Here is a 19,978-nt window from a genome sequence, read left to right as displayed (position 1 = left end):
GTTGCCTGAAATAGGCGAAGCAGGTTGCCTCGCCTCGCTATCGCCGCACGTTTGGCCGTCTTCTGACCGCAGCGGATGCATTCATCCGCCCAACGACCCCGAAGGTCGATTCTTGAACCCGCGTCATGACGCGGGTTTGCCGATTCCGGCGATTCCGTTTTCGTCGTGCCGGATGAGCTCGTGCCCCGGTACCTGCGTATTCGCCCGGAATGACGGATTTGTTCGCACTTTTTTTTGGAAAGGCAGTCCGGGCCGCGCAGTGCCCGGACTTTCGAGTGTGGTCGATCGGGCCGGGCGTGCAGAACCACTCCGGCAGTCGGATAAAAAAAAGCGAACAAATGCCGCGATCGCAATGAATAGGGGAGTAGAACGGTCCGCGGAGTCGGGCCGTTGTCCTGAGGCGGCACTGGTCGCTTCGAACAGACCCCACTCTTGTCGAGGAACTCCATGACGAAGTTGTTCACCGGCGTTGCGGCAGCCGCCTGCATCGCGTCGTTTGCGTTGACCGGGTGCCACGCCGGTCCGTCGAAAGGCGACATCAAGGATGCGCTGAACACCGGGCTGGCAAAGGACGGCAGCGTGTGCTGGTCTGTCACCGACCGGAACGCGGTGTTTCCGCTGCGCGTATCAGCCGACATGCAACACATTCACCCGATTCTTCTCGGCATGAGGAAAGAGGGTTATGTCGCGCTGAGCCGTGTGACGGCAACGGGCTTCTTCGGTGGCGACATCCTCCAGGTGCAGGTCACGCCGGCGGGGGCCGGGAAAAACGTATGGACACCCGGTCAGGGCTTCTGTGTCGGTCGCAAGGTCGTGGATGAGGTCCGTCAGTGGACGGTTCCGAGCAGTGCCGAAGGTATGTCAGTGACCTACGTCGATTTCACGTGGAAGGTCGACGATTTGCCGGGCTGGGCAAATCGCGACGATTTTGCCGGTGTGGGCGGCATGCGTGAGCCAGTGGCTGCCAAGGTAGCGCTGGTGAAGACGAACAGCGGGTGGCAGGTCCAACAATAAATCGGAAACCATCATGAAAACATCGATTGCGCTGAAAGCGTGCGGGGTTGCGGTACTGTTGACCAGTCTTGCGGCCTGTGGAGGGGGCGGTGGCGCTTCGGACGGACAGGCCGAGGCCGGACAGGCATCGACGGGAACCGGCAGCGTGGCGAATACGCCGGCTTCGCTTGTGCCGATCGCTGCCGTGCCCGTCACTTACTCGCCGGTCGGCGATGTGGCGATCGACTCGATCGGCTTCCTGAACGCGCTGCGCCAGACCATCGGCCTGCGCGTGCTTCCGCAAAACACCGCGATTGCCAGAGCGGCGCAGAATCATGCGGACTACATGGTGGCGAACGGCGTGAACGGACACTACGAGATCGCGGGCAAGCCCGGTTTTACCGGCATCGATCCGCAAAGCCGGATTGCCGCGCTCTATCCGTCCGGCTTTACCGGTGAAGTCAATATCGTGCTCTCCGTGAGCGGCCCGTCCGCGTCAAACGGAATCGATTCGCTGCTGCCGATCCATACACTGATCGATGCACCGTTTCATCGCATTGTCATGCTGTCCGATTTTGGTGCCACGGGCGTGGCAGTCGATACGAATTTCGTGCCGGGTGCAGTGTCGTGGGCCGAGGCACTGAATATCGATTTCGCGGACAACGCGAAAACACTCGGCAGCAATCACCTCGTGGCTTATCCGTATGACGGCCAGACCGGAACATCGACAACCTGGGTCGCCAACGAAAATCCGAATCCGTTGAACGATGTGCCGCAATTCATCGGTGCGAATGTCGGCTATCCGGTGACACTGCAGGGCGCGAGTACCGACAAGCTGTCGATCCGGTCGTTCCTGATCACATCGCAAGGGACGAACGTGCCGTGCCAACTGGTGGATCCCGATACGGCGTCGATCGGCGCCGAACTGCACGGTGCGGCGGTCTGCACGCCGCTGCATCCGTTGCAGGCCGGTGCGCCGTACACAGCCACTGTGAACGGCATCAGGAACGGTCAGCCATTTACCATCAACTGGAGCTGGACGACTGCGTCGTGATGTTTCGAAAGGTGAGTCGCGCCCTATGCGGGCCGGACGATCCACCGAATTTCATGCCGACTCGCTATTGAGCCATCGTATAATCCGCCGACGACCAGAACTGGATGTCGATATCATCGGAAACATTGAAAGGTAAATATAAGAAATTTACCCATTTCGATGAATCACCCAGCAATACCGGACTTGATCGGCTTCTCACGGGGAAAGAGATGCAGTTCAGTTGTGCGCGCAACTTGCGCCAAATAACGGGCGCGAATATCAGCAGGCGCACAGCCGGTTTCAGCCGGTTGAATGCATGGCTCGTTGCATTGCTTGCCGCCGCGTTCTCATTGCCCGGCGGCGCAACGGAGCCGCAGCCTTCCACATCCGCTTATGTTGCTTCCGCGCCGCGCGTCGCACTCGTCATCGGCAATGCGGTCTATCGTGGTGCCGATCGTCTGGGCTCACCGTTGTCCGATGCCGGACTCATTGCCGAAAGCCTGCGATCGGTCGGTTTTACCGTCGATCTCGAAGAGAATCAGACGCGCGGCCAAATGCTCGATGCGCTGGACCGTTTCGGCAAGGTGGCGTCCAAAGCTGCAATTGCCCTCGTCTATTACGCCGGTCACGGATTCGAGAACGGTGGCGAGAACTACCTGATTCCTGTCGACCTGCCCGTGCCGATCGGCAAGGTGACGCACGCGGATCTTCAACGCTATGCGATTCCGTTGCGCTACGTACGAAGTTCCGCGAGCAGCGGCGCGCCGCGTGCCGTGATCGTCTTGCTCGATGCATGCCGTAGCCCTGCGGTGCGCGGGGCGGGCAGGCAGGTCATGACGAAAGTGGACGCGGGGCATGGCGAACTCATCGCTTTCGCGACCCAACCCGGCGGAGTGGCGCTCGACTCGTTCTGGCTCGGGGCAACGCGCTACGACCACAGTCCGTTCGCCTACTACCTGAGTCAGCAGATGCGGACAGGCGATGACATGCTGACCATGCTGAGGCACACGCAGATCATGGTATCGGGCGCAACGGCCGATACGCAGCGGCCTTGGTTCAACGATGGCCTGGTCGGCGATCTGAAGCTGTCGGACTCGGCGGCGCCGGGGCCGCGCATGAGCGTGCGTCAACCGGCGGCGCTGCTCTCGGTATCGCGGGGGACGGCGGTGGAGCCGGCTGCCGCACCGGATGCGAGCGACGCAGCTCCCGCTGCAGCGGGAGCAGCCCGCTGGGATGCCGAGGTGAGCCGCATGCTCGCACTGCTTCCCGACATCTGGCAGAACCCCGACGTGGCGAATCGCATTCACGACCAGGCTGAACAGGGCGACCTCTTCTCGATGACCGCGATGGCGATGGCATTGCAGAACCGCCCGCCGATGCTTACCGATCAGATCTGGTACCGGATGCGTGCGCAAGCGACGGCGTACGCCGTCTATGCTGCCGGTCGCCGCTATCCGCTCGCGGAAGCGCTGTACGGCAACTGGAGACTGAACGAAGCGCACGAGCCGGCCGACCTCTATACCGCCGCGCTTTTTCTGCAACACGCCGTGGACGACGGTTTCGTCAAGGCAACCGAGAAACTGATTCCGCTGCTTCCGAAAGTCGGACGTGCCGCCTCCGTTGATCAATACCGAGCGCGCTACCGCGACGCATACGGGCGGGATCCGGTGCTGACGACCGTTGACTGAGTGACGCGCATGCGATTGCCGAGAGCGCTTGCTTCAGGCAAGCCGGAAACTTAAAAACAGACGAGGGGAAAGTCGGTGAGTAGAGATCAGGAAGGTTATTCGAGAAACGATCAGGGCGGATTCAGCGACCCGGGTGCAGGCGTCGGTTCGGAATACCGGCAGTCCAGGGCTGGGGTCAACTATTCCGATACGATCGATTCGGCGAGGTCCAAGGTCAATTACGACCGGTTTCAGGAGCTGCAAGGGGAGTATCAGTCGGCCGCGCAAGCGAGCGACGTCGCGGACTTCGAATTGGCCATGAAGACCCTGGGGCGCCTTCTCATAGTGGGCTTCTGGTGCCTGGTCGTCTTCACCGTGTACAAGACTGCATCGATCTTTGTTGCCGGCGTTCAGACGACCCAGGCGCGCGTGGTCGCCGCGCCGGGCTATCTGGACGAACTCCTCGAGTATCTGGAAGCGCCCGAAAAGCCGATTCGCATCGGCCTGACGCCCGATTCCGCCAGGGAAACACTGATCGACAAGCTGACGCCGATGATCACCAGTCACGCCGTCGTGATGCGGATGGTCGACAGTTGCGCGCAAGCGTGCGAACAGCCGTCCAGTGCCGAGATGCTGAAGCATGTCCGCTTCGTCAAGCCGGCACAGATGCAGAACTTCCTGCAACTGGCTTGCCAGAAGAATGAATTCAACAATCTCTATATCGGCGGCAACTACGTGATGAAGTCGTTCCGGGGGAAGATCGTCCTCGAACCGACGGCGACGGGATGTCACGTTCGCGATTACCAGAACGTCAGGACGGTGTTCGAGCCAACCAGGCAGGGCTACTTGAAGTTCAACCAGAAGGATCAGTCAAAGATCCGCGAGACCGGCTATGGCGTTGCGTTGAAGTATGCGGGGTTGCTCGCGGCGGAAGTGGCCGTGCTGGGCTGGTGGTTCATGCGCAAGAAAAGGAAGGCTGCCTGAATTCAGGCCGGAGCCGGTGCGCCGGGGTGCGGTGCGGCCGAACATGGCAAGTGCCCACGCGGCACAAGAGGATGTTGTTCGTTTGAATCATGGGTGTTCGATCATGACGGTCCACGAAGAAGAGCATCCGAACGCGTTTCCGGGAGGGGGATCCCTGCGCGACTTCATGCACAGCGAGCGGTTCAAGCCGTTTCTCCTGAGCGCGCGTACCGCGTTCTACCGGTTTGCGGGGAGGCATTATCACTGGTCGTTTCGCGAGGACGTGGAAGACGCGTGGCAAGCGGCGGTCGTCGACGTGTTTCTCGACAAGCCGGACAACTTCAAGAATCCTTCGGAAATGGCAGGGGCGCCGGAGCAGTTCGAGGCGGTACTGACGCGTTACCTGGGAAAGGCGGCCATCAACAAGCTGTCCACGCGTCTCGCATCGCTCGGTAAATCCGCGCAGCGCTTTCAGTCGCTCGACGGCATGGTCGCCGACGGCGTGGACTTCGACAAGCTGCTGTACGAAGGCGGGCACACGGCTCCCGGGGCGGAGGCGGACGCCGAGGCGACAGGCATGAAGCGGCTCCTCGACGCATGTCTCGCGAAGCTGTCCGCGCTCGCACGCGAGACGTTCAAGCTTGCATTGCAGGGCTATACGGACACCGAAATCCAGGCGCTGACTCGAACCGGGTCGGCGAATGCAATCCGTCGTCGCGTATCGGAGACCAAGTCGACGGTCGTCGAGTGCGTGCGACGGAAATCGGGAGGCAAGCATGACTGACGCTCAGGGTCCGGTGTCCGGCGACGACGATGTCCTGATTGCCTACCTGCGCAATCAGCTCTCCGACGATGAGCGTCAACGCGTCGTCGAACGCCTGCGCGACGATGCAGCATTGCGCACGGAACTGCAGATCCTGGAAACGGCGGCCGAGCTGTTCTGGGAGGAGAGCATGGCCGCCACCGAGGAGCAGTCGTACGCGACGACGTCCGCGCGGCTGGGATTGGCTCCGGAGAGCAACGAAACACGGGCGCAGCCCGAAGCGCACGTCGCGCGATCGTCATGGGTCGGACGGCTGCGCGGCTGGATGGTCGACCATGCGGCGGTCCTTCAGCCCGCACTCGTCGCGCTCGTCGTCGTGCAGGCCGGCGTCATCGCCCACTATGTCGGAAGCGACGGGGGCGGCGCAGACGTGACGATCACGCGCGGCTCGACAGGGTCCTGCGGCGACGTGTGGCTTACGTTCAGGGACGGCGTCGCGGAACGGGAGATGCGTCGGATGCTGGTGTTGTACGGCGGCAGCATCGTCGACGGTCCGGACGAACAGGGGCGCTACCGCGTCGGGTTTGCCGATGCCGCGGCCCGGCACGCGTTGCTCGAGAGTCCGGATGCCGCGAAGCTCGTGTCGCACACCGAATCGCCGTCGGGGTGCTCCGCGAGCGACCATGAATCCGGGGGAGAAAAACGATAGCCGGATGCGAAGAACCAGACAGGATCCACAATCTCAACCAAAAGACCAATCATGAAAAAGACCATGCTCTCGCTCGCCCTGCTTGTCGCATCGACTGCAGGATATGCCGCACCGTACTACGGCAGTTTCACGGTCCAGGGGCACAAGATCGTTCTGTACAGCGACCAGGATTCCCGTGTCGATGCCACCCACGGTTGCGAAACCTTCGACCCGAACGGCAAGCGCAGTCCGGATCGCTGCTCGTGGACATACAACACGACGGATCAGGACAGTTTTGGCGTCATGTACTTCGCGTCGACGTACAAGCGCTCGTCGAACGGAATCAAGACGACCGTGATCGTTGGCCCGCGCCTCCATGCGGAAGCCGAGGCTCGCATGAAGAACGACAAGCTCTTCACCTACCATCCCGGCGCGATCGTTCAGGTGATCCAGGAGTCGCATGACAGCGACGGCACCCAGCACGACTACATGTTCCTGTACGACACGCGCGAAATCGAACGCTAGGCCGAAGCGGTGTCGGTGATCGTTGCCGACGGCGTAGTGCCGCCTGCACGTACCGAAGTGGTTTGGATTGCTTGAAGACGGGGGTGCAATGAAGTTTCATCTATTGACGGTGTCGATGATCGGCATGGTGCTGCTTGCAGGGTGCGGAAACAGCGATCCTCAAGCGGAAGCGTTCGCGGCGATTCAGGCGAAAAGCCCGAGGGCCGTTCGTGTCGACAATGATTTTTACGGCCCGGCGGACGAGTCGTACGAGAAGTTTCCCGAAGTGGTGTCGCGTTACCGGGACGCGCTCGGCAATATGTGGACCGTGACCTACATCAATTTCAACCCGGTGACGCTCCGGATGAATCGGCTGATCATCACCGTGGGCACGCATGCCGCCACCGGTGTGCAGCGACATAGGGACAACGATGTCGAAGTCAAGTTCGGCAACTACTACTACGGCTTCACGCCGGGCCAGTATCTGACGAACGGGTCCATCAAGATCGTCGACGTCGACGAAGCGTCCCATACGCTGGTCATGGAGCAGTTCTATCAGTTGAGTCCGAAGAAATACCTGCGTCTGGCAGCCGCGAGCGCTGGTTGAGGTCGGCAGCGCCCGCGCGATCGACGGGCGTTGCCGTTGTCTCAACCAGCCTGTTCCACCAGCACCTGCAATTCCTGCCCGGCCTTCGCGATCGCTGCTTGCACCGCATCGGCACCCAAAACGGTGCCTTCCACGCGCACTTCGCGGATGTCGGTCATCCCGATGAACCCGAGCAGATGCTTCAGATAGCCGGACTGGTAGTCGAAGGGCGCATACGGGCCTTCCGAAAAGACGCCGCCGCTGGCGGTGACCAGATAGACCTGCTTGCCTTCCACCATGCCGGCGATCCCGCTTTCGCCATACCGGAACGTGACCTGCGGCCAGATCACGCGGTCGAACCACGCGCGCAACTGCGTGGACGGGCCGAAATTGGTCATCGCGGAGCCGATCACGACGATGTCGGCGGCGCGCAGTTCGTCGACCAGCGTTTGCGCAAGCGCGACGGCCCGTGCCTGTTCCGCGCTGCGCGCATCCGGCGGCAGCGTGCGGCCGACGATGTATGCGTCGTCGATATGCGGCAGCGGATCGGCGGACAGGTCGCGCAGGGTGACCGTGCCGGCAGCGTCGCGCTGCGCGAGTTGCCGCGCGAGGTCGTGCGCAAAGCGCGTGGACAGGCTGTCGGTGCTGCGGGGGCTGGATGTGATCAGCAGGATGCGGCTCATGAGCGTTCCTTTCGGGATAAGATGAGCACCCGGTAACTTTTGATAACTCGGTTACCGAAATGCATGTGGAATGCTAGGGTTCGCGCCCGGGCGCCACAAGAACGCACATGGCTGTGCCCCAGTCACATCGATGTAACCCGACACCATGCCTCGACCTAGCGACAACGACTGCCAGGCGACGCGCCAGATCCTCGACCGGATCGGCGACAAGTGGAGCCTCTACCTCATCGCGACGCTGAATGACGGCGCGCGGCGTTTCAACGAGCTGAAACGCGAGATCGACGGGATTTCGCAGCGGATGCTGACGTTGACGCTGCGCGGGCTGGAGCGCGACGGGCTGGTCACGCGGACGGTGTTCCTGACGATTCCGCCGCGCGTCGATTACGCGCTCACGCCGCTCGGCGAAACGCTGCTGGAGCCCGTGATGGCGCTCGTCCAGTGGGCGGAGAAAAACAAGCAGTCGATCGCGCAAGCGCACGAGCGTTTCGACGATGCGGCCGCCGCGGCGCCGGAACCGGGCGGGCGTATCGTGCATCGGAGCCGGTAGCCGGCCCGACGTGCGCCGGCTTGCCGGTCTTGCCTGCCCGGTCGGTACGCCCGCGTATCCGGTACGGCGCACGGCCTGAACCGCGAACGTACGGGCAATCGCAAGGCCATGCGCCGGCGCCGGGTCCAGCCGCGTGAGCGTCGGGCCCGGCACATGGAAAAACGCGGCGAAGCGCGGCGGTCCTGCGGCCATCCCGCGCATCGGTTGCTGCGCGGCCGGCGAAGCCGCACGGCGCGCGCGCTCAACGCCCCAGCGCGTAGAACTCCGCGTTGGGCCGCATGTTCGTCACGTTCGCGATGCGGTTCGACATCCCGAAGAATGCCGAGATCGCCGCGATGTCCCAGACGTCCTCTTCGGTAAAGCCATGCGACTTCAGCGTGTCGAAGTCCGCTTCGCCCACCTGATGCGCGGTCTGCGACACCTTCATCGCGAAGTCGAGCATCGCCTTCTGCCGCGCGGTGATGTCGGCCTTGCGGTAGTTGGTCGCGACCTGATCGGCGATCAGCGGATCCTTCGCGCGAATGCGCAGGATCGCGCCGTGCGCGATCACGCAATACTGGCACTGGTTCACGCTGCTGGTCGCCACGACGATCATTTCGCGTTCGGCCTTCGTGAGATTGCCCGGCTTGTCCATCAGCGCGTCGTGGTACGCCATGAACGCGCGAAACTCGTCCGGGCGATGCGCGAGCGTGAGGAACACGTTCGGGATGAAGCCCGACTTTTCCTGGACGGCCGCGATGCGTGCGCGAATGTCGTCGGGCAGGTCTTCCAGTGCGGGCACCGGGAAGCGGCTGATGGGAGCGTTGTCTGCAGCGGTCATGGCGTCTCCTGGATGAAGTGGCCCGGCCGGTCTCGATGCACGAGCCGCCGGCCTGAAAACAAACGACGGGGTGCCGTGGCGCGTGTCACGCGTTGACGTCCACAACAATGCGGCCGCGCACCTTGCCGGCGATCAGTTCGCCGGCGAGCGGAAGGGCGTCGCCGAGGCCGACCTGATGACCGATCGCGCCCAGCTTCGCGACGTCGAGATCGGTCGCGAGCCGGCGCCACGCCTCGAGCCGCTCGGCGCGCGGGCACATGACGCTGTCGATGCCGACGAGCGTGACGCCGCGCAGGATGAACGGCGCGACGGTGGCGGGGAAATCCATGCCGGCGGCAAGGCCGCAGGCCGTCACGACGCCGCGATAGCGCGTCGTTGCGCAGATGTTCGCGAGCACGTGGCTGCCGGCCACGTCGACCGCGCCGGCCCAGCGTTCCTTGCCGAGCGGCTTGCCGGGTTCGCTGAATTGCGCGCGATCGAGAATCTCGGCGGTGCCGAGCTGTTGCAGATAGTCGGCGTCCGCCGGCCGGCCGGTCACGGCGACGACGCGATACCCGAGCCGCGCGAGGATGGCCGTGGCGACGCTGCCTACCCCGCCTGCCGCGCCGGTCACGACGATGTCGCCGTCGCCGGGCCGCACGCCGTGCCGTTCCAGCGCCATCACGCACAGCATCGCGGTGTAGCCGGCCGTGCCGATGGCCATCGCCTGTTGCGGCGAAAACGCCGACGGCAGCGGCACGAGCCAGTCGCCGTCGACACGTGCCTTCTGCGCAAGGCCGCCCCAGTGCGTTTCGCCGACGCCCCAGCCGTTGAGCACGACCCGGTCGCCCGCGCGGTAATCCGGATGCGCGCTGTGCTCGACTTCGCCGACCAGATCGATGCCCGGCACCATCGGGAACTTGCGGACCACTGGGCTCTTGCCGGTGATCGCGAGCCCGTCCTTGTAGTTCAGTGTCGAATAGCCGACGCGGATCGTCACGTTGCCCGCGGGCAGCTGCGCGTCGTCCAGCGTTTGCAGCCGCGCGTGCTGGCCGGTTTCGTCCTTGTCGATCACGATGCCCTGGAACATGCGTTCTCCTTTTTAGACCGATCGTCTAGTTAATGGCAAAAAAACTCACGGGCGCGGCAGGCCGTTGAAGAAAAACTGCGCGAACAGCTTGAGCGGCACGTCGCTGCGTTCGAGCTTCGCGCGCAGCACGGCGCCTTCCCAGCCGATCCAGAAAAACGCGGCCAGCTCGGCGACGTCGGCCGAGGCCGCCAACTCGCCCGCCTGCTGTGCGGCGGCCAGGCAGCCGGCCAGACGGCGCTGCCAGTCCTCGAACGTGGCGCGCAGCCGCGCGCGGAAACGCTCGGGCAGCGCGCCCATTTCCTGGCCGAGGTTGCCGATCAGGCAGCCGCGGCTGTATGCGTAGCGGGCCATCCCTTCGCACGCGTCGTCGACGAACGCGCGCACGCGCTCCAGCGGCGTGCGGTCGAGCTGGCTGAAATGGCGGTCCAGCTTGCGGGCGAAGAATTCGGCGTAGCGGTCGATCAGCTCGAGACCGAACGCGTCCTTGCTGTCGAAGTAGTGATAGAACGAGCCCTTCGGCACGCCGGCGCGACCGAGGATCTCGTCGAGCCCGGTGGCGGAAAAGCCCTTTTCGGTGAGCACCTCCAGCCCGGTGCGCAACAGCACGTCACGCGTGGCGACGAGATCCTCGTGTCGTTTGGGTGGCCTGCCGCGACGGCGAGGCGGGTCGGTTCGAACGTCCATGCGCGAATAATAGACCGTTCGTCTCAAAAATCAATGACCGACGCGGCGATCGGGGCGAACGGCAGGTCGGGCGACGCCGCCCGGGCAGCGCTCGCCCGTATTAACCCTGATTAAAAAATCTTATCGCGGTGAAAAATTCCGCATCTTATTGAACCGATATCGGCTCGATATAGTGGCTCGCTTTACCGCACGCAATCGCCCGCGTGCGCAGATACGCCGACAAACAGCAGGAGCCGCTTGATGACCACCGACGTCCGCTTCACCGAAATCGAAGACCTGATGCCCGCCGCCGGCGGGCTGCGCGAGATTCGCCACCACATCCACCATCACCCCGAGCTCGCGTACGAGGAGCACGAAACGGCCGCGCTCGTCGCGGACAAGCTCGAGCAATGGGGCTGGCAGGTGACGCGCGGGGTCGGCAAGACGGGCGTGGTCGGCACGCTGCGCGTGGGCGACGGCACGCGCAGCATCGGCATTCGTGCGGACATGGACGCGCTGCCGATCCTCGAAGCGACCGGCCTGCCGTACGCGAGCGGCACGCACGGCAAGATGCACGCGTGCGGCCACGACGGCCACACGACGATGCTGCTCGGCGCCGCGCAGCATCTCGCGAAGACGCGCAACTTCTCCGGCACCGTGCACCTGTATTTCCAGCCGGCGGAAGAGCATGGCGTCGACAGCGGCGCGAAGAAGATGATCGACGACGGCCTGTTCGAACGCTTTCCGTGCGATGCCGTGTACGGCATGCACAACCATCCGGGCGCGGCGCCGGGCGTGTTCCTCACGCGGCGCGGCCCGTTCATGTCGGCCGGCGACAAGGCGATCATCTCGATCGAAGGCGTCGGCGGCCACGCGGCGCGCCCGCACCTGACGGTCGACCCGGTGGTCGTCGCGGCGAGCATCGTGATGGCGCTGCAGACGATCGTCGCGCGCAACGTCGACCCGTCGCAGCCGGCGGTCGTCACGGTCGGCTCGATGCACGCGGGCACCGCGAACAACGTGATTCCGAACGGCGCGCGCCTCGAACTGAGCGTGCGTTCGTTCAGCCCGGAAGTGCGCGCGCTGCTCAAGCGCCGCATCGTCGCGCTCGCCGAGTCGCAGGCCGCGAGCTACGGCGCGACGGCGAACGTCGAGTACATCGAAGGCTATCCGGTCGTCGTCAATACGGATGCCGAAACGGATTTCGCCGCGCAGGTCGCGCGCGAGCTCGTCGGCGATGCGCACGTGGTCGAGCAGGCCGACCTGCTGATGGGCAGCGAGGATTTCGCGTTCATGCTGCAGCAGCGACCGGGTTCGTTCGTGCGGCTCGGCAACGGCGAAGGCGAGGACGGCTGCATGGTGCACAACCCGAAATACGACTTCAACGACCGCAACCTGCCGATCGGCGCGGCGTTCTGGACGCGTCTCGTGGAGCGCTACCTGGGGCAGTGAGCGCGGCGGGAGACGGCGGGCGGCCGGCGCTTCCGGCCGCATTGAGAGGAGACACGAAGCATGCAGAAAGACCATCTCGCGCTGCACCCCGCGTCGACAGGGGCCGCCGGAACCGGGACGCACGGCGCACCCGCCGTCACGCGGCGCGGCGCGATCGCGGCGGCCGTGATCGGCAACTGGCTGGAGTTCTTCGATTTCACCGTGTACGGCTTCTTCGCGGTGCTGATCGGCAAGCTGTTCTTCCCGTCGAGCGATCCGACCACGTCGCTGCTGCTGTCGGTCGCGACCTTCGCCGCCGGCTTCTTCACGCGGCCGCTCGGCAGCGTCGTGCTCGGCGTCTATGCGGACCGCAAGGGCCGCAAGGCCGCGCTGAACCTGACGATCATGCTGATGGCGCTCGGCACCGGCCTGATCGCGATCGCGCCGACCTATGCGCAGGTCGGCGTGGCCGCGCCGCTGCTGGTCGTCTTCGCGCGGTTGCTGCAGGGCTTTTCGCAGGGCGGCGAGTTCGGCGCGGCGACGTCGACGCTGATCGAGCAGGGCGGCACGTCGCGCCGCGCGTTCCGCGCGAGCTGGCAGCTCGCGACGCAAGGCGGCGCGGCGTTGATGGGCTCGGGCTTCGCGGCGCTGCTGTCGAACACGCTGACGAAGGAGGCGCTCGAAGGCTGGGGCTGGCGCCTGCCGTTCCTCGTGGGCGTGCTGATCGCGCCGGTCGGCATGTATCTGCGCCGCCGGCTCGCCGACGATGCGCCCGGCGACAGCCGTCACGGCATCGAACGCGGCGTGCTGCGCGAGCTGTTCTCGCGGCACACGCGCACGGTGGTGCTGCTGATGCTGACGGTGATGGGCGGCACGGTGTCGACCTACATCCTGACGTTCTACATGCCGACCTATGCGATCCATACGCTTGGCCTGCCGATGAAGCTGTCGATGTTCGTCGGCGTCGCGTCGGGGTGCGTGATGCTGGTCACGTGTCCGCTGTTCGGCTGGCTGTCGGACCGCCTGGGCAGCCGGCGCATGCCGATCTTCGTCGGGCGCGGCGTGCTGGTGCTGCTGCTGTTCCCCGCGTTCTGGCTGATGAACCATCATCCGACGCTGTCGGTGATCCTGCCGCTGACCGCGCTGATGCTGCTGTTCTATTCGCTCGGGTCGGCATCGGAAATGGCGCTGATGTGCGAGTCGCTGCCGCGCCACGTGCGCGCGACGGGCATCTCGATCGCATATGCGCTCGCGGTGACGATTTTCGGCGGCACCGCGCAACTGATCGCGACGTGGCTCGTGAAGACGACAGGCAGCAAGCTCGCGCCGGCCGGCTATGTGGCGGCGTGCGTGGTGCTGTCGCTGATCGCGGTCGCGATGCTGCGCGAGACGGCGCGCGAGTCGATGGACTGACACGACGTGACCGACCGCGCCTCGGGCGGCGCCGCGCGCCGCGCTTACCGCCCGCGCACGGTCCTCAGGTACGACGCGAGCATCGTCGCCAGTTCCTGCGCGGCCGGCGTCAACGGCACGGCCGCGCGCTGCAGCAGGCAGATTTCCTGCGATTCCGCGTGCTCGCGCACCGGCACCTTCGCGAGCGCGCCGGCGAACGGCCCGTGCCGCGTGACGGCTTCGGTTTCGAGCGCGAGGCAATCGGTCTGCGTGACGAGCTGCAGCGTCTCGAACATCCCTTCGACGGTCGCGATGATCGTCGGCCGCGGCTGGCCGTGCGCGTCGAAGTACGCGAGCAGCCGGTTGACGACCGGATCGGCGCTCAGGTTCGGCGAACGCGTCGACACCCACGCGTAGTCGGCCAGCTCGGCAAGCGATTGCGCGTGCCGCTTCGGATGGCCGCTGCGGCAGACGACCACCGGCGCCGACGCATGCAGCGGCGTGACCGCGAGATCGGTCGTGTCGGTCTGCTTCGCGACGAGCGCGATCGCGAAATCCACCGCGTTTTCGCGCAGCCAGCCGATCATCATCCGCGACGTGCCGGTGCGCAGGTGCACGTCGACCTTCGCGAAGCGCTCGCGGAAGGCCGTCAGCACCGGCGCGAACGCGTCGATCAGCGGTTCCGCCACCAGGCCGAGCGTGACGGTGCCTTCGTACGCGCCGCTCAGTTGCCGGATCTCGTGCTCGACCTGTTCGCATTCGCCGAGGATCGCGCCCGAACGCGCGAGCAGCCGCTGGCCGACGGCGGTCGGCACGATCCCGCGATTGGTGCGCGTGAACAGCGTTGCGCCGAGCGTTGCTTCGAGCCCCTGCAACTGCTGCGTGACGCCGCTTTGCGCGAGATCGAGCGCGCGTGCGGCGGCGCGCAGGCTGCCATGCTCGACGACGGCCTGGAAGATGCGAAGCTGGGACAGCGTGAACGCCATGGTCGAGCGCGGTGCCGGTGATCGGAAAGAGTGATCATGATAAGACAGCCGCGCGTTCCGGCGGCGACGGGCGCGCACTACGATCGCAGGCAGTCCGGCTCATGCCGTTTGCTCCTCTTCCTGCGCTCCGTCGACCATGAAACGCATGCAACGCTTCCGTCGCTTCCTCTTTCCGCTGGTTTCCCTGTGCATCGGATTCGCGGCTGCGCCCGCGCATGCGCTCGACGCGCACGTGGTGCGTCTCGGCATCGATCCGACCTATCCGCCGATGGACGCGAAGGCGCCCGACGGCAGCCTGAAGGGTTTCGACGTCGATCTCGGCAACGAGATCTGCCGCCGCGCGCAACTGCGCTGCCAGTGGGTCGAGCTGGAATTCTCCGGGATGATTCCGGCGCTGCAGGCGCGCAAGATCGACGCGATCCTGTCGTCGATGGCGATCACCGAGAAGCGCGAGAAGCAGATCCTGTTCTCGTCGAAGCTGTTCCGCTTCAAGTCGCGCCTCGTCGCGCGGCCCGCGCTCGGGCTCGGCAGCACGACCGCGTCGCTCGCCGGCAAGCGCGTCGGCGTGCAGTCGGGCACGCAGTTCGAATCGTGGGCGCTCGCGCACTGGGCGCCGGCCGGCGTGAGCATCGTGCCGTACAAGAGCCAGGACGACGTGTTCGCCGATCTCGTCAACGGCCGGCTCGACGCGGCGCTGCTCGGCGCGGTGGAAGCCGACTACGGATTCCTGCGCCAGCCGAAGGGCAAGGGCTTCGCGTTCGTCGGCGCGCCGCTCGACATGGGCGATCGCGGCGTCGGGATCGGGATGCGCCAGTCGGACACGGCGCTCAAGGCGTCGATCGACGGCGCGATCGCGTCGATGCTGAAGGACGGCACGTACGACCGGATCGCGAAGAAGTACTTCGATTTCAACCCGTACGGCGATTGAGCCGCGCCATTCTCCCGTTTCTCCCGTTTCCCCGTTTTCTCCGTTCTTTCTCATTCGGGATCATCGATGCAGATTCGCACTATGCCGCTCCTGTCGCCGTCGATCGGCACGCAGCGCACGCTGACGAGCTTCCATTTCGGGCCGGCCGACGCCGGCCGCAAGATCTACCTGCAGGCCGCGCTGCACGCGGACGAGACCCCGGCGATGCTCGCCGCGGTCGTGCTCAAGCAGCGTCTCGCGCAGCTCGACGCCGACGGCCGGCTCACGGCCGGAATCGTGCTCGTGCCGGTCGCGAACCCGGTCGGCCTCAACCATCATCTGCTCGGGCAATTCATCGGCCGCTTCGATCTCGCGAGCGGACGCAACTTCAATCGCGGCTTCCTGCCGCTCGCGGAGATTGCCGCGCAGGCTCGCGACCGGCTCGGCGCGGACCCGGCGCGCAATCGCGCGATCGTGCGCGAATGCGTCGGCGCGGCGCTCGACGCCATCGCGCCGCGCACCGAATTCGATGCGTTGCAGCTCGCGCTGCTGAAGCTGTCGCACGATGCCGATGTCGTGATCGACCTGCATTGTTCGCTCGAAGCGGTGATGCACGTGTACACGAGCGACACCGCGTGGCCGCAGGTCGAGCCGCTCGCGCGCTATCTCGGTGCCGAGGTGTCGCTGCTCGCCGAGGATTCGGGCGGCCACGCGTTCGACGATGCGCATCACCTGCTGTGGTCGCAACTGCGGCAGCATTTGCCGGCGCACACGCCGATGGCGGCGGGCACGGTGGCCGTGACGGTCGAATGCCGCGGGCAGCGCGACGTGACGTACGAATACGCGGAGCGCGACGCCGATGCGCTCGTCGACTATCTGGTGTGGTGCGGCGCCGTGCGCGGCGAGCGCGCGCCGTTGCCGCCGCTGGCCGCGCCGGCCACGCCGCTTGCCGGCAGCGAGCAGTTCTACGCGCCGGTGAGCGGGATCCTGGTGCATCGCGCGGCGATCGGCGCGACGATTCGCGCCGGCGATCCGCTGTTCGACATCGTCGATCCGCTGACCGATGCGGTCACGACCGTGTCGAGCCGCACCGACGGCGTGTTCTACATGCGCCGCGCGATCCGCTTCGTGACGGCCGGCGCGCCGCTCGGCCGCGTGACCGGCACGGTGCCGGTGCGCAAGGGGATGTTGCTCGGCGCGTGAGCGGCGGCGCGCTGAGGCCCTCCGGCGTCCGAAAGGCGCCGGGCAATTTCGTTCTCGTCAAATTGACCGGCTTGCGCCGCGTCACTAAATTGAGCGGTGCGGAGCATGCTCCGTGTTCCGTGAGAAGGAGTTGCAGCAGAGTCAGAGAGTTGAGCGGGCGGCGCGTGCCGCCCGTCTTTTTTGTTTCACGCTGACTCCAGCATCGAAATGCACTGGAGTTCGATACAGCCCGATACAGCAGGTTTATCAAGGGCTTGGATCACTTCAACCTATACCGGTGCCTTCCGAAACCCGCTCCGGTTTTCCCTCTGACGACTCTTGGCTGGCACTGGGATTCCGGGGCGATCCGAGGAGTCCAGCATGGCTAAGATCAAGCTCGCCAAGACCGCCGTTGAATCGGCGCAAGCTCATGCGCAGGCCGTCGAACTGCGGGATACCGTGGTGCCCGGCTTCCTGTGCAGGATTACCCCAGCGGGCCGCGAGGTGTTCATGCTCCAGTACCGGACGAACGCCGGCTCGTGCCGCAAACCCGCTTTGGGGCCGTTCGGGGAATTGACCGTCGAACAGGCGCGCATCATGGCGCAGGATTGGCTGGCCGAGGTTCGCCGGGGCGGCGACCGGGCCGAAGCCGGCAAAGCGCCGACCATCGCCGAGTTGTGCAAGAAGTTCATGGAGGACTACTCCAGCAAGCTCAACAAGCCCGGCACGCCGGACGGCTACCAGGCCGTCATCGATCGCAACGTCATCCCATTGCTCGGCCGCAAGAAGGTTCACGAAGTAAAGCGGCCGGACATTGCCAACTCTGGCGTTCCCATCAAGGTCGGCATGGAACTGACCCGGCACAAGACCGTCGCGCAGTTCATGCACTACGTCCACACCGAGGACAAGCCGGTGCGCGACGCGGCCGAGCTGGTAGCGAGTCGGCGCACGGCGCTTACCAGTGCAGCGCGTACCGTGGAGGCAGCGGCATGAAGAAGACGCTTGCGGCAGCGGAGAAATCCCCCGCCGGCTACGCCGGCATCCACAGTGGCATCGTTGAACTGATCGCCGCTGCCCGTCACGCGGCGGCGCGCAGCGTCAATGCGTTGATGACGGCGAGCTATTGGGAAGTCGGCCGCCGCATTGTAGAAGCCGAGCAACAGGGCAAGCGGCGCGCGGGCTACGGTGAGCAGTTGATGGAGCGGCTGTCCACTGATTTAACCGCACAGTTCGGGCGCGGGTTCGGCGTGAACAACCTGGAAAACATGCGGCGGTTTTTCCTCGCGTATCCCCGCTTTGCAATTTCCCAGACGGTGTCTGGGAAATTGGGCCTCGCCGAGCTGGCCCAGGTGTTCACGCTGCCGTGGTCGGCTTACGCGCGGCTGCTGTCGGTCAAGGACGACCACGCCCGCCAGTTCTACGAAGCCGAAGCCCTGCGCGGTGGCTGGAGCGTGCGCCAGCTCGACAGGCAGATCAACAGCCAGTTCTACGAGCGCACGGCGCTATCGAAGAACAAGGCGGCGATGCTGGTCAAGGGCGCCGCGCCGACACCGGCCGATGTCGTCACGGCTGACGACGCGATCAAAGACCCGTTCGTGCTGGAGTTCCTTGATCTCAAGGATGAGTATTCCGAATCCGATCTCGAACAAGCTCTGATTCGCCGGCTGGAGGATTTCCTGCTCGAACTCGGCGATGGCTTCACCTTCGTCGGGCGGCAGCGCCGGTTGCGCATTGACCAGACGTGGTATCGCGTCGATCTGCTGTTCTTCCATCGCAAGTTGCGTTGCTTGGTCATCATCGATTTGAAGCTCGGTGCATTGACCCATGCCGACGTGGGCCAGATGCACTTGTATTGCAACTACGCGAAGGAGCATTGGACGTTTGCCGACGAGAACCCGCCCGTAGGCTTGATTCTCTGCGCCGACAAGGGACACGCCTTGGCGCGGTATGCGCTGGAGGGCTTGCCTACGAAGGTGATGGCGGCGAACTACCGGATGGTGCTGCCGGACGCAGAAGTGCTGCAAAAGGAGCTGGAGAACACGCGGCGGCTAATCGAATCTCGCGTGACGATGCTCCCCAGGAAGCGCAAGCGATAACGTGAGCAACTGAACTGAACCGCACCGGATTGGGTGGGGGCTCGTATTCTTGAGAGAATCGAGCCATGAACAAGCAGGCAAGCAAGTTTTCCCCGGAAGTCCGAGCGCGCGCAGTGTGCCTGGTACGCGAGCAGCGTAGCGAACATCCGTCGATGCTTGATTTCAGCCTTTTTTGTCCACGAGATGCCGTATCGCCGAGCCTGCCGCTCAGCCGCGTCGCGCCACCAGATCCGACACCGTCTGCGCGGCCTGCTGCAGCGGCCCGAGAAACTCCTTCACCATCTGCTTCGCGGTGTGCCGCTGCGCGTTGCCGCTGATGTTCATCGCGGCGATCACCTGCCCGCGCCGGTTGCGGATCGGCGCGGAAAGCGACATCAACCCCACTTCGAGTTCCTGGTCGACCACGGCCCAGCCCTGCTGGCGCACCTGCGCGATCGCCGCCTTCAGTTCGCCGAGATCGGTGATCGTGCGCTGCGTGTGCGCGCGGATGCCGCTTTGCGCGAGCGTCTCGTCGAGCGCCGCGTCGTCGAGCGCGGACAGCAGCACGCGGCCCATCGACGTGCAGTACGCGGGCAGGCGGCTGCCGATCGACAGGTTGATCGTCATGATCTTGCGGGTCGGCACGCGCAGCACGTAGACGATTTCGGTGCGGTCGAGCACGGCTGCCGAGCAGCTTTCGTGGATCTGCGCGGACAACTGCTCCATCACCGGATCGGCGAGATTCCAGAACGGCATCGACGTGAGATACGCGAAGCCGAGCTCGAGGATCTTCGGCGTGAGCCGGAACAGCCGGCCGTCGGCCTCGACGTAGCCGAGCGTCTGCAGCGTGAGCAGGATCCGGCGCGCGCCCGCGCGCGTGAGTCCGGTGGCCGACGCGACCTCGGTAAGCGTCTGCTCCGGGCGCTGGGCGTCGAATGCGCGGATCACCGCGAGGCCGCGCGCGAACGACTGCACATAGGAGTCGCCGGGTTTCTGGATGTCTTCGGTTGTCATGAACGGTCGAAT

Annotated in this window: 21 protein-coding genes; 15 read left to right on the top strand and 6 right to left on the bottom strand. The window is 64.9% G+C overall.

All coding sequences use genetic code 11. The features are described from left to right. Nucleotides 1–447 precede the first annotated feature (447 nt). The 8 genes from DCN14_RS13370 (at nucleotide 448) to DCN14_RS13335 (ending at nucleotide 7,218) form a co-directional block, all read left to right on the top strand. Nucleotides 448–1,014: a hypothetical protein gene (locus DCN14_RS13370; protein WP_096506560.1), complete on the top strand. Its 567-nt coding sequence runs from the start codon at nucleotides 448–450 to the stop codon at nucleotides 1,012–1,014. Nucleotides 1,015–1,027: 13 nt separating this feature from the next. Further along, nucleotides 1,028–2,047 (top strand): CAP domain-containing protein, encoded by a 1,020-nt coding sequence (locus DCN14_RS13365; protein WP_143331692.1) that lies wholly within the window; start codon nucleotides 1,028–1,030, stop codon nucleotides 2,045–2,047. A gap of 104 nt (nucleotides 2,048–2,151) precedes the next feature. Further along, nucleotides 2,152–3,714 (top strand): caspase family protein, encoded by a 1,563-nt coding sequence (locus DCN14_RS13360; RefSeq protein ID WP_096506562.1) that lies wholly within the window; start codon nucleotides 2,152–2,154, stop codon nucleotides 3,712–3,714. Nucleotides 3,715–3,789: 75 nt separating this feature from the next. Next, nucleotides 3,790–4,677 carry a hypothetical protein gene (locus tag DCN14_RS13355; protein ID WP_096506563.1) on the top strand — a complete coding sequence of 296 codons (888 nt, stop codon included), beginning with the start codon at nucleotides 3,790–3,792 and terminating at the stop codon, nucleotides 4,675–4,677. Nucleotides 4,678–4,780: 103 nt separating this feature from the next. After that, on the top strand, nucleotides 4,781–5,440 hold the full coding sequence (locus tag DCN14_RS13350; RefSeq protein WP_096506564.1) for a hypothetical protein: 660 nt from the start codon (nucleotides 4,781–4,783) through the stop codon (nucleotides 5,438–5,440). A gap of 13 nt (nucleotides 5,441–5,453) precedes the next feature. Next, nucleotides 5,454–6,128, top strand: coding sequence for a hypothetical protein (locus DCN14_RS13345; protein WP_115531395.1), 675 nt, complete (start codon nucleotides 5,454–5,456; stop codon nucleotides 6,126–6,128). Between the two features lie 51 nt (nucleotides 6,129–6,179). Further along, nucleotides 6,180–6,632, top strand: coding sequence for a hypothetical protein (locus DCN14_RS13340; RefSeq protein ID WP_096506566.1), 453 nt, complete (start codon nucleotides 6,180–6,182; stop codon nucleotides 6,630–6,632). An 88-nt stretch (nucleotides 6,633–6,720) separates the two neighbouring features. Next, nucleotides 6,721–7,218 carry a hypothetical protein gene (locus DCN14_RS13335; RefSeq protein ID WP_096506567.1) on the top strand — a complete coding sequence of 166 codons (498 nt, stop codon included), beginning with the start codon at nucleotides 6,721–6,723 and terminating at the stop codon, nucleotides 7,216–7,218. Between the two features lie 41 nt (nucleotides 7,219–7,259). Here DCN14_RS13335 and DCN14_RS13330 read toward each other — a convergent pair whose 3' ends face one another. Next, nucleotides 7,260–7,880 (bottom strand): NAD(P)H-dependent oxidoreductase, encoded by a 621-nt coding sequence (locus tag DCN14_RS13330; protein WP_096506568.1) that lies wholly within the window; start codon nucleotides 7,878–7,880, stop codon nucleotides 7,260–7,262. A 145-nt stretch (nucleotides 7,881–8,025) separates the two neighbouring features. Here DCN14_RS13330 and DCN14_RS13325 point away from each other — a divergent pair, with 145 nt between their 5' ends. Next, nucleotides 8,026–8,427, top strand: coding sequence for a helix-turn-helix domain-containing protein (locus tag DCN14_RS13325; RefSeq protein WP_096506569.1), 402 nt, complete (start codon nucleotides 8,026–8,028; stop codon nucleotides 8,425–8,427). Between the two features lie 241 nt (nucleotides 8,428–8,668). On the opposite strand, the gene DCN14_RS13320 is transcribed toward DCN14_RS13325, so the two are convergent. The 3 genes from DCN14_RS13320 to DCN14_RS13310 all read right to left on the bottom strand — a co-directional run bounded on the left by DCN14_RS13320 (nucleotide 8,669) and on the right by DCN14_RS13310 (nucleotide 11,000). Beyond that, the gene (locus DCN14_RS13320; RefSeq protein WP_096506570.1) at nucleotides 8,669–9,247 is read right to left on the bottom strand and encodes a peroxidase-related enzyme; all 579 of its coding nucleotides are present in this window, start codon (nucleotides 9,245–9,247) and stop codon (nucleotides 8,669–8,671) included. 85 nt (nucleotides 9,248–9,332) lie between these two features. Next, the gene (locus DCN14_RS13315) at nucleotides 9,333–10,316 is read right to left on the bottom strand and encodes an MDR family oxidoreductase (RefSeq protein ID WP_096506571.1); all 984 of its coding nucleotides are present in this window, start codon (nucleotides 10,314–10,316) and stop codon (nucleotides 9,333–9,335) included. A gap of 45 nt (nucleotides 10,317–10,361) precedes the next feature. Continuing rightward, a complete protein-coding gene (locus DCN14_RS13310) occupies nucleotides 10,362–11,000 on the bottom strand; it encodes a TetR/AcrR family transcriptional regulator (RefSeq protein WP_096506572.1) in 639 nt (212 codons plus the stop codon). A 240-nt stretch (nucleotides 11,001–11,240) separates the two neighbouring features. On the opposite strand from DCN14_RS13310, the gene DCN14_RS13305 reads away from it, so the two are divergent. After that, nucleotides 11,241–12,431 carry a M20 aminoacylase family protein gene (locus DCN14_RS13305; RefSeq protein ID WP_096506573.1) on the top strand — a complete coding sequence of 397 codons (1,191 nt, stop codon included), beginning with the start codon at nucleotides 11,241–11,243 and terminating at the stop codon, nucleotides 12,429–12,431. A gap of 60 nt (nucleotides 12,432–12,491) precedes the next feature. Beyond that, nucleotides 12,492–13,823 carry an MFS transporter gene (locus DCN14_RS13300; RefSeq protein ID WP_096506574.1) on the top strand — a complete coding sequence of 444 codons (1,332 nt, stop codon included), beginning with the start codon at nucleotides 12,492–12,494 and terminating at the stop codon, nucleotides 13,821–13,823. A gap of 44 nt (nucleotides 13,824–13,867) precedes the next feature. Here DCN14_RS13300 and DCN14_RS13295 read toward each other — a convergent pair whose 3' ends face one another. Next, nucleotides 13,868–14,788 (bottom strand): LysR substrate-binding domain-containing protein, encoded by a 921-nt coding sequence (locus DCN14_RS13295; RefSeq protein WP_096506575.1) that lies wholly within the window; start codon nucleotides 14,786–14,788, stop codon nucleotides 13,868–13,870. Between the two features lie 145 nt (nucleotides 14,789–14,933). Here DCN14_RS13295 and DCN14_RS13290 point away from each other — a divergent pair, with 145 nt between their 5' ends. The 4 genes from DCN14_RS13290 to DCN14_RS13270 all read left to right on the top strand — a co-directional run bounded on the left by DCN14_RS13290 (nucleotide 14,934) and on the right by DCN14_RS13270 (nucleotide 18,973). Further along, a complete protein-coding gene (locus DCN14_RS13290; protein WP_096506576.1) occupies nucleotides 14,934–15,716 on the top strand; it encodes a transporter substrate-binding domain-containing protein in 783 nt (260 codons plus the stop codon). A 66-nt stretch (nucleotides 15,717–15,782) separates the two neighbouring features. Then, nucleotides 15,783–16,898: a succinylglutamate desuccinylase/aspartoacylase family protein gene (locus tag DCN14_RS13285; RefSeq protein WP_096506577.1), complete on the top strand. Its 1,116-nt coding sequence runs from the start codon at nucleotides 15,783–15,785 to the stop codon at nucleotides 16,896–16,898. Nucleotides 16,899–17,258: 360 nt separating this feature from the next. Beyond that, nucleotides 17,259–17,870 carry an integrase arm-type DNA-binding domain-containing protein gene (locus tag DCN14_RS13275; protein ID WP_096506578.1) on the top strand — a complete coding sequence of 204 codons (612 nt, stop codon included), beginning with the start codon at nucleotides 17,259–17,261 and terminating at the stop codon, nucleotides 17,868–17,870. After that, entirely contained in the window at nucleotides 17,867–18,973 is a 1,107-nt protein-coding gene (locus DCN14_RS13270) for a PDDEXK nuclease domain-containing protein (RefSeq protein ID WP_096506579.1), read from the top strand. Before DCN14_RS13275 ends, DCN14_RS13270 begins: the two co-directional genes overlap by 4 nt. A gap of 207 nt (nucleotides 18,974–19,180) precedes the next feature. Here DCN14_RS13270 and DCN14_RS13260 read toward each other — a convergent pair whose 3' ends face one another. Continuing rightward, nucleotides 19,181–19,966, bottom strand: a complete 786-nt coding sequence (locus tag DCN14_RS13260; protein ID WP_162826198.1) for an IclR family transcriptional regulator — start codon at nucleotides 19,964–19,966, stop codon at nucleotides 19,181–19,183. Nucleotides 19,967–19,978: the final 12 nt, after the last annotated feature.

This window comes from Burkholderia sp. IDO3 (assembly GCF_003366075.1).
Lineage (GTDB): Bacteria > Pseudomonadota > Gammaproteobacteria > Burkholderiales > Burkholderiaceae > Burkholderia > Burkholderia anthina.
The sequence above is the reverse complement of the archived record's forward strand: the minus strand, read 5'-3'. Positions and strand labels throughout refer to the sequence as shown.

What these genes read in the sequence shown, in the direction of transcription:
- DCN14_RS13340 (WP_096506566.1), top strand. Translation starts at nt 6,180, where the DNA reads ATGAAAAAGACCATGCTCTCGCTCGCCCTGCTTGTCGCATCGACTGCA.
- DCN14_RS13360 (WP_096506562.1), top strand. Translation starts at nt 2,152, where the DNA reads ATGTCGATATCATCGGAAACATTGAAAGGTAAATATAAGAAATTTACC.
- DCN14_RS13310 (WP_096506572.1), bottom strand. Translation starts at nt 11,000, where the DNA reads ATGGACGTTCGAACCGACCCGCCTCGCCGTCGCGGCAGGCCACCCAAA.
- DCN14_RS13320 (WP_096506570.1), bottom strand. Translation starts at nt 9,247, where the DNA reads ATGACCGCTGCAGACAACGCTCCCATCAGCCGCTTCCCGGTGCCCGCA.
- DCN14_RS13260 (WP_162826198.1), bottom strand. Translation starts at nt 19,966, where the DNA reads ATGACAACCGAAGACATCCAGAAACCCGGCGACTCCTATGTGCAGTCG.
- DCN14_RS13365 (WP_143331692.1), top strand. Translation starts at nt 1,028, where the DNA reads ATGAAAACATCGATTGCGCTGAAAGCGTGCGGGGTTGCGGTACTGTTG.
- DCN14_RS13285 (WP_096506577.1), top strand. Translation starts at nt 15,783, where the DNA reads ATGCAGATTCGCACTATGCCGCTCCTGTCGCCGTCGATCGGCACGCAG.
- DCN14_RS13325 (WP_096506569.1), top strand. Translation starts at nt 8,026, where the DNA reads ATGCCTCGACCTAGCGACAACGACTGCCAGGCGACGCGCCAGATCCTC.
- DCN14_RS13300 (WP_096506574.1), top strand. Translation starts at nt 12,492, where the DNA reads ATGCAGAAAGACCATCTCGCGCTGCACCCCGCGTCGACAGGGGCCGCC.
- DCN14_RS13330 (WP_096506568.1), bottom strand. Translation starts at nt 7,880, where the DNA reads ATGAGCCGCATCCTGCTGATCACATCCAGCCCCCGCAGCACCGACAGC.
- DCN14_RS13275 (WP_096506578.1), top strand. Translation starts at nt 17,259, where the DNA reads ATGGCTAAGATCAAGCTCGCCAAGACCGCCGTTGAATCGGCGCAAGCT.
- DCN14_RS13350 (WP_096506564.1), top strand. Translation starts at nt 4,781, where the DNA reads ATGACGGTCCACGAAGAAGAGCATCCGAACGCGTTTCCGGGAGGGGGA.
- DCN14_RS13370 (WP_096506560.1), top strand. Translation starts at nt 448, where the DNA reads ATGACGAAGTTGTTCACCGGCGTTGCGGCAGCCGCCTGCATCGCGTCG.
- DCN14_RS13270 (WP_096506579.1), top strand. Translation starts at nt 17,867, where the DNA reads ATGAAGAAGACGCTTGCGGCAGCGGAGAAATCCCCCGCCGGCTACGCC.
- DCN14_RS13290 (WP_096506576.1), top strand. Translation starts at nt 14,934, where the DNA reads ATGCAACGCTTCCGTCGCTTCCTCTTTCCGCTGGTTTCCCTGTGCATC.
- DCN14_RS13315 (WP_096506571.1), bottom strand. Translation starts at nt 10,316, where the DNA reads ATGTTCCAGGGCATCGTGATCGACAAGGACGAAACCGGCCAGCACGCG.
- DCN14_RS13335 (WP_096506567.1), top strand. Translation starts at nt 6,721, where the DNA reads ATGAAGTTTCATCTATTGACGGTGTCGATGATCGGCATGGTGCTGCTT.
- DCN14_RS13305 (WP_096506573.1), top strand. Translation starts at nt 11,241, where the DNA reads ATGACCACCGACGTCCGCTTCACCGAAATCGAAGACCTGATGCCCGCC.
- DCN14_RS13295 (WP_096506575.1), bottom strand. Translation starts at nt 14,788, where the DNA reads ATGGCGTTCACGCTGTCCCAGCTTCGCATCTTCCAGGCCGTCGTCGAG.